Raw genomic sequence first — 8,727 nt, 5'->3', positions numbered from 1 at the left:
TTGCGGGTGCGGCGCGGCTTGGTCGCCGGGGCGGCCTCGTCCGTGCCCTCGGCCGTTGCGACCGCTGCTTCGGCGGCCGGCTCGGCCGTCTTGCGGGTGCGGCGGCGCGGCTTGGCCTCGGCAGCTTCCACGGTGGCCTCGGCGGCCTCCGCCGTGTCCGCGACAGGCGCTGCGGCTGCGGTCTTGCGGGTGCGGCGCGGCTTGGTCGCCGGGGCGGCCTCGTCCGTGCCCTCGGCCGTTGCGACCGCTGCTTCGGCGGCCGGCTCGGCCGTCTTGCGCGTGCGGCGACGCGGCTTCGGCTCGGCCGCCTCCGCGGCGACAGCGGGCTCGGCGGCCACCGGCGCGGCCTCGACCACCGCGGTCGCCTCGGCCGGAGCCACCGGCGCCTCGGTGTGCGTCACCGGAACCTCGGCCGTCTCAGCCGACTTCCGCGTGCGACGGCGGCGCGGCTTCTCCGGGGTCTCCGGCGTGGCGTCGGTGCTCTCCACCGTGTCCACGGCCGCCTCGGCGGCCGCGGTCGTGGCAGCGGCCGCAGGCACCTGAGCCGGGGCTCCGGCGCGCGTCCGGCGACGGCGGCGCGGGGTGCGGGTCGCCGCGGACTCCTCCGCGGTGCCGGACTCGGCCGCCGGTGCCTCGGCGGTCGTGGCGGTCGTGGCGGGAGAGGCGTCCAACAGCGCACCGCTGCGCGTGCGGCGGCGACGGCGCGGCGTGCGCGCCGAGCGCTCCCGCTCGGCCAGCGGGCTGCCGGCGGACTCGGCACGGCCACCGCGGCCGTCCCGGCCACCGCGACCGCGCGCACCGCGGCCACCGGTCTCGCCCAGGTCCTCCAGCTCCTCCGCGTCGAGCCCGGCGCGGGTGCGCTCCGAGCGCGGCAGGGTGCCCTTGGTGCCCTTGGGGATGCCGAGGTCCGAGAACAGGTGCGGAGAGCTGGAGTACGTCTCCACCGGGTCGTTGAAGTCCAGCTCCAGCGCCTTGTTGATCAGCTGCCAGCGCGGGATGTCGTCCCAGTCGACGAACGTGATGGCCGTGCCCTTCGCGCCCGCGCGGCCCGTACGGCCGACGCGGTGCAGGTACGTCTTCTCGTCCTCGGGGGACTGGTAGTTGATGACGTGGGTCACGCCCTCGACGTCGATGCCGCGCGCGGCGACGTCGGTGCAGACGAGGACGTCGACCTTGCCGTTGCGGAAGGCGCGCAGAGCCTGCTCGCGCGCGCCCTGGCCGAGGTCGCCGTGGACCGCGCCGGAGGCGAAGCCGCGGCGCTGCAGCTGCTCGGCGATGTCGGCGGCCGTCCGCTTCGTACGGCAGAAGATCATCGCGAGCCCGCGGCCGTCGGCCTGCAGGATGCGGGCCACCATCTCCGGCTTGTCCAGGGAGTGGGCGCGGTAGACGAACTGCTTGATGTTCGCGACCGTCGCGCCCTGGTCGTCCGGCGCGGTGGCGCGGATGTGGGTGGGCTGCGACATGTAGCGGCGAGCGAGGCCGATGACCGCGCCCGGCATGGTCGCCGAGAACAGCATGGTCTGGCGCTTGGCCGGCAGCATGTTGATGATCTTCTCGACGTCGGGCAGGAAGCCCAGGTCGAGCATCTCGTCGGCCTCGTCGAGAACCAGGCACTTGACGTGCTTGAGGTTCAGCTTCTTCTGGCCCGCGAGGTCGAGCAGGCGGCCCGGGGTGCCGACGACCACGTCGACGCCCTTCTTCAGGGCCTCGACCTGGGGCTCGTAGGCCCGGCCGCCGTAGATCGCCACGACGCGCACATTACGGACCTTGCCGGCGGTCAGCAGATCGTTGGTCACCTGCGTGCACAGCTCGCGCGTGGGGACGACGACGAGCGCCTGCGGGGCGTCCGTGAGGGCCTCGGGCCGCGCGCGGCCCGCCTCCACGTCGGCGGGGACGGTCACGCGTTCGAGGAGCGGGAGGCCGAAGCCCAGCGTCTTGCCGGTGCCGGTCTTGGCCTGGCCGATGACGTCCGTGCCGGAAAGGGCGACGGGAAGCGTCATCTCCTGGATGGGGAAGGGAGTGGTGATGCCGACGGCGTCCAGGGCCTCGGCGGTCTCGGGAAGGATTCCGAGTTCACGAAACGTCGTAGTCAGGGTTATGCCTCTTCTGTGTGCGCGGCGCGAGGCGAGCGCGGGGGGTCATGTCTGACCGTGCCGGGGACGTCGGCTGCCGTACGGACGAACCACTGGGGCAAGCCGTAAGACACGGGACCTCTGCCGACGCTCTAGCGCTCGTACCGCTGAGGGTGTCCCTCCGGTCGTCGTACGTACTGAGTCGTACGGCCAGGGAGGGCTGTCGGGTCGGAGCCGATCGGGCCACCGACCGGGCATCCTCATGCGTGCGCCCTGTCGGGATACGTCGTTCAACCACGACGCACTCAGCAGGCGCATTACCACCATACCCCGGATTCACGCACATGCGATGGCCGATTTGGTCACGTAGTCGTGGTCACAGTGGCTGACCAGGGGCTTCCGAGGCACGGCAAGCGGGCTATTGTGCGCCTCATGACTAGCTCTGACAAGCCTGAGAACGCGTCCGCCGCCTCCGCCGGACCCACCGGTGTCGCCGCCCAGGACTGGGCGAAGGCCTCCGCCGACCCGCAGTACCGTGCCGCGGTCGTGGACCTGCTCGGAGCCCTCGCGTACGGGGAGCTGGCGGCGTTCGAGCGGCTCGCGGAGGACGCCAAGCTGGCGCCCACCCTCGCGGACAAGGCGGAGCTGGCGAAGATGGCCTCGGCCGAGTTCCACCACTTCGAGCGGCTGCGGGACCGGCTGACCGAGATCGGCGAGGAGCCGACCGCGGCGATGGAGCCGTTCGTCGCGGCCCTGGACGGCTTCCACCGGCAGACCGCGCCCTCGGACTGGCTGGAGGGCCTGGTCAAGGCGTACGTCGGCGATTCGATCGCCAGTGACTTCTACCGGGAGGTCGCGGCCCGGCTGGACTCCGACACGCGCGAGCTGGTCCTCGCCGTCCTCGACGACACCGGGCATGCCGGTTTCGCGGTGGAGAAGGTGCGTGCGGCCATCGACGCCGACCCCCGCGTCGGCGGGCGGCTGGCGCTGTGGGCGCGGCGTCTGATGGGGGAGGCGCTGTCGCAGTCGCAGCGGGTTGTTGCCGACAGGGATGCGCTGTCGACGATGCTCGTGGGTGGGGTGGCCGACGGGTTCGATCTTGCTGAGGTCGGCCGGATGTTCTCGCGGATCACTGAGGCGCACACCAAGCGGATGGCTGCGCTGGGCCTTGCGGCCTGAGAGCCGTTGCGCCGCCTTGGGGGTGGCTCCGGCTGCCGACGCGGCTGCGGGTTCGTCGTGGCTGGTCGCGCAGTTCCCCGCGCCCCCTTGGCGGCTGCGCCGCCTTTGCGTGGTTCCCCGCGCTCCTGGCGGCCGCGCCGCCCTCGCGTAGTTCCCCGGGCTCCCTCTATTTGCTACGCCGTGGCTGATCGTCGGCGGAGGCGGCCTGCCGGGCGGAGGAGGAGGGAGAGGGAGGCGGCCGAGACGATCGCGGCGCCGAGGAGGCTCAGCAGGATGCTGCCGGGGCCCAGGGCGCTGTGGGTGACGAAGTCGCCGAAGAGGGCTCCGGCGACGCCCGTCGAGAAGACGAGGGGGCGGGTGGGCAGGCGGTGCGCGAACCGGTGCGTAGCCGCCCAGGCAAGGATCAGGCCGAGCAAGGCGGATCCGATTGCTTCCAGGATCATGTCGGGGTCCCTCCCACGGCCGGCCCGTGCTTCACGGTCGTAGCCGGTCATACCCGTGACCTGCGGATTGCAATCATCACCTGTGGACGACCTGTGCTCCATCTGTGCGCATGCTGCACACGCAGAGGGCCCGGCGGCACAGTGCCACCGGGCCCCTCTGCGACTCGGACCTACAGCGTGCCGAAGCCCACCTTGCGGACGGTCGGCTCGCCGATCTCCACATACGCCAGGCGGTCCGCCGGAACGAGGATCCTGCGGCCCTTCTCGTCCTGGAGGCTCAGTAGCTGCGTCTTCCCGGCCAGCGCCTCCGCCACCTGGCGCTCCACCTCTTCGACGCTCTGACCGCTCTCCAGAACGATCTCGCGGGGCGCGTACTGCACGCCGATCTTGACCTCCACGGCTTTGTCCCTCCGACGGTCAGTGATGTGCGCGATCTTCCGCGCCGTACGCAGCACACATTAGCCCGGAGAGGGGACGTACATGCTGCGGGCCGGAACGCCAACAGCGAACACCACGGGGGAACAAACGGCCGTCAGTGGGGTTCGCTGCCGTGCAGCGGGAAACCGGCGATGCCCCGCCAGGCCAGCGAGGTCAGCAGCTGCACCGCCTGGTCGCGCGGCACGCTGCGGTCGCTGTGCAGCCAGGAACGGGCGACCACCTGGGCCAGGCCGCCGAGGCCGGAGGCGAGCAGCATCGACTCGGCGCGCGAGAGGCCCGTGTCCTCGGCGATGACCTCGCAGATCGCCTCGGCGCAGTCGTTGGTGACCTTGTCGACGCGCTCGCGCACCGCGGGCTCGTTCGTCAGGTCCGACTCGAAGACCAGGCGGAAGGCGCCGCCGTCGTCCTCGACGTACGCGAAATAGGCGTCCATGGTCGCCCGCACGCGCTGCTTGTTGTCGGTCGTCGAGGCGAGCGCACCCCGCACGGCCTGGATCAGCGACTCGCAGTGCTGGTCCAGCAGCGCGAGGTAGAGGTCGAGCTTGCCGGGGAAGTGCTGATAGAGCACCGGCTTGCTGACACCGGCCCGCTCGGCGATGTCGTCCATAGCCGCTGCGTGATAGCCCTGCGCGACGAAGACCTCCTGGGCGGCGCCCAGCAGCTGGTTCCGTCGGGCTCGGCGTGGCAGACGGGTGCCACGTGGGCGTGCCGCCTCAGTTTGCTCGATGGCTGTCACGCCGCCTCCCAAAGTCGTCCACATGCGGTGTCGGCCGCGCGGCCATCGTACTTTTCGGTAACCGTGGTGTGCGCGGTGCGAGCGCAGAATTTCACGTACCGGACGGCGACGAAAGCCGCGAAGCCCGTCTTGCGCGTCCGGAGCAGCGGCCGGGCGGGTGTCCGTGCGGCCCCGTGAGGTCCTGCGGGGTCAGCGATAGTCGTCCTCGTCGAGTGAGACCACGCGCGCCTGTTCGATGAGATCGGCCTCGTTCCCGCGGTCCGGATCCACTCCCGTCAGGGGGTCGTCGTGATCCGGCGTGATGTCTGCATGCTGCTCGACGCTGTCGCCCTCGGGGGCCTCGACGTCGATCTCCGGGATGTCGTCGACTGCCAGATCCTCGATCACGTCCGGCTCGATGGGGTCATAGGCCATGGTGGGCTCCCTTCCTACGAACGTCCCCGGAAGCAGCAGGGGCCACATACGGGTGCCCTCGGTACGAGCCTAGGAGACACCAGATCCGGACGCCATGCCGTGGACGCCTGTTCGCCGTGCGGTCCGAGCCTGCGACTCGGCCGTGCGGTGTCGGTGGTGCGGATGTCGGCCGTGCGATGTGGGGGATGCGGATGTCGGCCGTGCGATGTGGGGGATGAGGATGCCGGCCGTGCGATGTGGGGGATGAGGACGTCGGCCGTGCGATGTCGGCGATGCGGATGCCGGCCGTGCGATGTCGGCTGTGCGGATGTCGGCTGTGCGATGCGGGCCCTGCGAAACCTGCGGTGCGGATGCGGGCCCTGCGAAACCTGCGGTGCGGATGCGGGCCCTGCGAAACCTGCGGTGCGGATGCCGGCCGTGCGGTCCGCCGTCCGGCATGCGACACGTCGTGCCCCTCCTGTGACCGCGAACACATGAACCACAGCGTGATCGTCTCGTAACATTGCCGCATGTCTTCGACCGAGTCACCCTCCGTGCCGGCCGCAAGTGTGCTTCCACGGGTGGCGCCCGTCCGGGTCGGCGAGGGCGAGCGGCTGCGGTCGGTGGGGCTGCCGGGGGTCACCCTGTCGATCCGCTCGCGCCGCCCCGCGCGCGAGGGCCTGCCGTCCGCGCTCTACGTCCACGGGCTCGGCGGTTCCTCCCAGAACTGGTCGGCCCTGATGGCGGAAGTGGACGGCCTCGTCGACAGCGAGGCGGTCGATCTGCCCGGCTTCGGCGACTCCCCGCCACCGGACGACGGCGACTACTCCGTCACCGGCCACGCGCGCGCGGTCATCCGCTACCTCGACGCCGCCGAGCGCGGTCCGGTCCATCTCTTCGGCAACTCCCTCGGCGGAGCGGTCGCCACGCGCGTCGCCGCCGTGCGCCCCGACCTCGTCCGGACGCTCACGCTGGTCTCGCCCGCCCTGCCGGAGCTGCGCGTGCAGCGGACCGCGGTGCCGACGGCGCTGCTGGGTGTACCCGGCATCGCCGCACTGTTCAACCGGCTCACCAAGGAGTGGACGGCCGAGCAGCGGGTGGGCGGCGTGATGGCCCTGTGCTACGGCGATCCCGGGCGGGTCTCGCCCGAGGCCTTCCGGCATGCCGTGGAGGAATTGGAACGGCGGCTGCAACTGCCCTACTTCTGGGACGCGATGGCGCGTTCGGCGCGCGGGATCGTCGACGCCTACACCCTCGGCGGCCAGCACGGGCTGTGGCGCCAGGCCGAGCGTGTGCTCGCACCCACTCTGCTGATCTACGGCGGCCGTGACCAGCTGGTCGGCTTCCGCATGGCCCGCAAGGCCGCGCGCTCCTTCCGCGACTCCCGCCTGCTGACCCTGCCGGAGGCGGGGCACGTGGCGATGATGGAGTACCCGGAGGTGGTCGCCGAGGCGTTCCGGGAACTTCTCGCGGACGCAGGGGAGTTGAGCGGGCCGAGTGGTTCGGGCATGGGCGGGTGCCGGGGTGGCGGTGAGGCCGCGCCCCCGGGTGCCGGTCCGGCCGGGAGCGGCGGCGTCGCCGCCACGGGCGCAGGGAGCTGAGGGCACTGGGACGCCACAGCCGCCGCGGACCAGCACCCAAGAGCGGATCCGCGGACATAACCGCACAGCGAGACGAACGGGGTCCGGCCTCCGACAGGCCCGGCCCGCCCGATGCCCCCGGCATGCCCGGTGCGGCCCAGCGGCCCGTCCTGCCGGGCCAGCGCCAGGCGCCGGGAAGCGGTCCCCACGCCTACGGGCCGCCGCGCACCGCGCAGGGCGCGCCCGGGTTCCCGCCGGGCACCCCCGCCCACGGCGTGCCCCGTTTTCCCGACGGGACGCCGGGTCATGGGGTGCCCCGTTTCCCCGACGGCACGCCGGCCCACGGTGTACCGCGGCTTCCCGACGGCACACCCGCACGGGGGGTACCGCGGCTTTCCGACGGCACACCCGCGCAGGGGGTACCCCGTTTCCCCAACGGCGCGCCCGCTCATGGGGTGCCCCGTTTCCCCGACGGCACGCCCGCTCATGGCGTGCCCGGGCTTCCCGACGGCACGCCCGCGCGGGGTGGGCCGGGGCCGGCCGGTGGTGCTCCGCCGGCTCGGGGCGGGCACCCCGAGCAGCGTGAAGGCGGGGGCGGTTGGGGCGAGTTCGCGGGGCCGGCCGGTGGCGGGGCCGCCTCCGCGGTGAGGCAGGGTGCGGGCGGGCCCGGTGTCACCCTTCCGCGGCAGCGACAAGGGCAGGGGCAGGCGCAGCGGCAGGGCCGGGCCGGTGGCCCCCGGCAGGACTACCTCGATGCCTTCGGCGAGGACGTCGACGTCTTCGCGCCCCGTGCCGGCGGCGGGCTCTCCGAGACGCAGGAGTCGCACAGCCCCGGTACGGACACGGCTGCCGCCGGTGCCGGCCCGGGTGACGGCGACGGTGCGCCGCCCACCGGTGTGCCCGCGCAGCGCTCGGGCGGTAAGGGGCGGGCCTTCACGGGCATCGCGGCCGCTGCCGTGACCACCGTGCTCGCCGTCGTCGTCGCCGGGCAGGTCGCCGACCGGGACGGCACGGGCACACGGTCCCAGTCCGCCACCGACCAGGCGCGTGACGCCCGTGGGCACGGGCAGACGACACCCTCGGCCGCGCCGAGCGTGGTGACGCTGACGTACGAGCAGAAGATGGACCGGAAGTACCCGCTCAGTGCGAAGCTGAAGGGCTCGGGGAAGTTCGAGGCCGTCCCGGGCTTCGACAAGGCACCCGGCAAGGGGCGGAAGTACACCTACCGAGTGGACGTGGAGCAGGGACTCGGCCTGGACGGCGAGCTGTTCGCCGAAGCCGTGCAGAAGACGCTCAACGACAACCGCAGCTGGGCCCACGGCGGTGCCCGTACCTTCGAGCGGATCTCCTCCGGCAAGCCCGACTTCGTGATCACGCTCGCCAGCCCCGGCACCACCGCCGCGTGGTGCGCCAAGTCCCAGCTGGACACCGCGGAGGAAAACGTCTCCTGCGACTCGGCGTCCACCGAGCGCGTGATGATCAACGCCTACCGGTGGGCGCAGGGCAGCAAGACATACGGCGACAAGATGTATGCCTACCGCCAGATGCTCATCAACCACGAGGTCGGTCACCGGCTCGGCCACGGCCATGTGTCGTGTCAGAAAGACGGCGAACTCGCTCCGGTCATGCAGCAGCAGACCAAGTTCCTCGACCACGACGGAATCCACTGCCTGCCCAACCCCTGGCCCTATCCCAGGAGTTGACCGCTACCACTGACGTCACATTGACATGAGTCGATGGTTCGATCATATTTTTGCGCATGTGGTCTAGTCATGCCGTCTCCTGCAGCGCCGCCATCGAGCTGGCGCTGATCGGCGTGACCGCTCTCTGCGTGGCCGACATCGACTGTCGCTGACGCCGCCTCCTGGCGTTCGCGTCGCGATTTT

General features: G+C 71.9%; 9 protein-coding genes. 4 read left to right on the top strand and 5 right to left on the bottom strand.

Annotation, left to right across the window (positions count from 1 at the left end; genetic code table 11):
• On the bottom strand, positions 1 to 2,099 hold a 2,099-nt coding region (locus AB0H32_RS23145; RefSeq protein ID WP_361123748.1), incomplete at its 3' end, for a DEAD/DEAH box helicase.
• Between the two features lie 396 nt (positions 2,100 to 2,495).
• Here AB0H32_RS23145 and AB0H32_RS23140 point away from each other — a divergent pair.
• Entirely contained in the window at positions 2,496 to 3,251 is a 756-nt protein-coding gene (locus tag AB0H32_RS23140) for a ferritin-like fold-containing protein (protein ID WP_361123739.1), read from the top strand.
• 173 nt (positions 3,252 to 3,424) lie between these two features.
• On the opposite strand, the gene AB0H32_RS23135 is transcribed toward AB0H32_RS23140, so the two are convergent.
• The 4 genes from AB0H32_RS23135 to AB0H32_RS23120 form a co-directional block, all read right to left on the bottom strand.
• Entirely contained in the window at positions 3,425 to 3,694 is a 270-nt protein-coding gene (locus AB0H32_RS23135; RefSeq protein WP_361123736.1) for a hypothetical protein, read from the bottom strand.
• A gap of 170 nt (positions 3,695 to 3,864) precedes the next feature.
• A complete protein-coding gene (locus AB0H32_RS23130) occupies positions 3,865 to 4,092 on the bottom strand; it encodes a DUF3107 domain-containing protein (protein ID WP_361123733.1) in 228 nt (75 codons plus the stop codon).
• Between the two features lie 134 nt (positions 4,093 to 4,226).
• Positions 4,227 to 4,868 (bottom strand): TetR/AcrR family transcriptional regulator, encoded by a 642-nt coding sequence (locus AB0H32_RS23125; protein ID WP_361123730.1) that lies wholly within the window; start codon positions 4,866 to 4,868, stop codon positions 4,227 to 4,229.
• A 189-nt stretch (positions 4,869 to 5,057) separates the two neighbouring features.
• Positions 5,058 to 5,282 carry a hypothetical protein gene (locus AB0H32_RS23120; RefSeq protein ID WP_361123727.1) on the bottom strand — a complete coding sequence of 75 codons (225 nt, stop codon included), beginning with the start codon at positions 5,280 to 5,282 and terminating at the stop codon, positions 5,058 to 5,060.
• Positions 5,283 to 5,791: 509 nt separating this feature from the next.
• Here AB0H32_RS23120 and AB0H32_RS23115 point away from each other — a divergent pair.
• The 3 genes from AB0H32_RS23115 to AB0H32_RS23105 are packed head-to-tail and all read left to right on the top strand — an operon-like array spanning position 5,792 to position 8,696.
• The gene (locus tag AB0H32_RS23115; protein WP_361123724.1) at positions 5,792 to 6,862 is read left to right on the top strand and encodes an alpha/beta hydrolase; all 1,071 of its coding nucleotides are present in this window, start codon (positions 5,792 to 5,794) and stop codon (positions 6,860 to 6,862) included.
• Between the two features lie 5 nt (positions 6,863 to 6,867).
• Positions 6,868 to 8,544: a DUF3152 domain-containing protein gene (locus AB0H32_RS23110; RefSeq protein ID WP_361123745.1), complete on the top strand. Its 1,677-nt coding sequence runs from the start codon at positions 6,868 to 6,870 to the stop codon at positions 8,542 to 8,544.
• 56 nt (positions 8,545 to 8,600) lie between these two features.
• Positions 8,601 to 8,696 (top strand): Ms4533A family Cys-rich leader peptide, encoded by a 96-nt coding sequence (locus tag AB0H32_RS23105; RefSeq protein ID WP_361123721.1) that lies wholly within the window; start codon positions 8,601 to 8,603, stop codon positions 8,694 to 8,696.
• The last annotated feature ends 31 nt before the right edge of the window (positions 8,697 to 8,727 follow it).

Source organism: Streptomyces sp. NPDC020362 (assembly GCF_040642095.1).
Lineage (GTDB): Bacteria > Actinomycetota > Actinomycetes > Streptomycetales > Streptomycetaceae > Streptomyces.
Note: the sequence above shows the minus strand (reverse complement) of the source record. Positions and strands in the feature narration are given on the sequence as shown.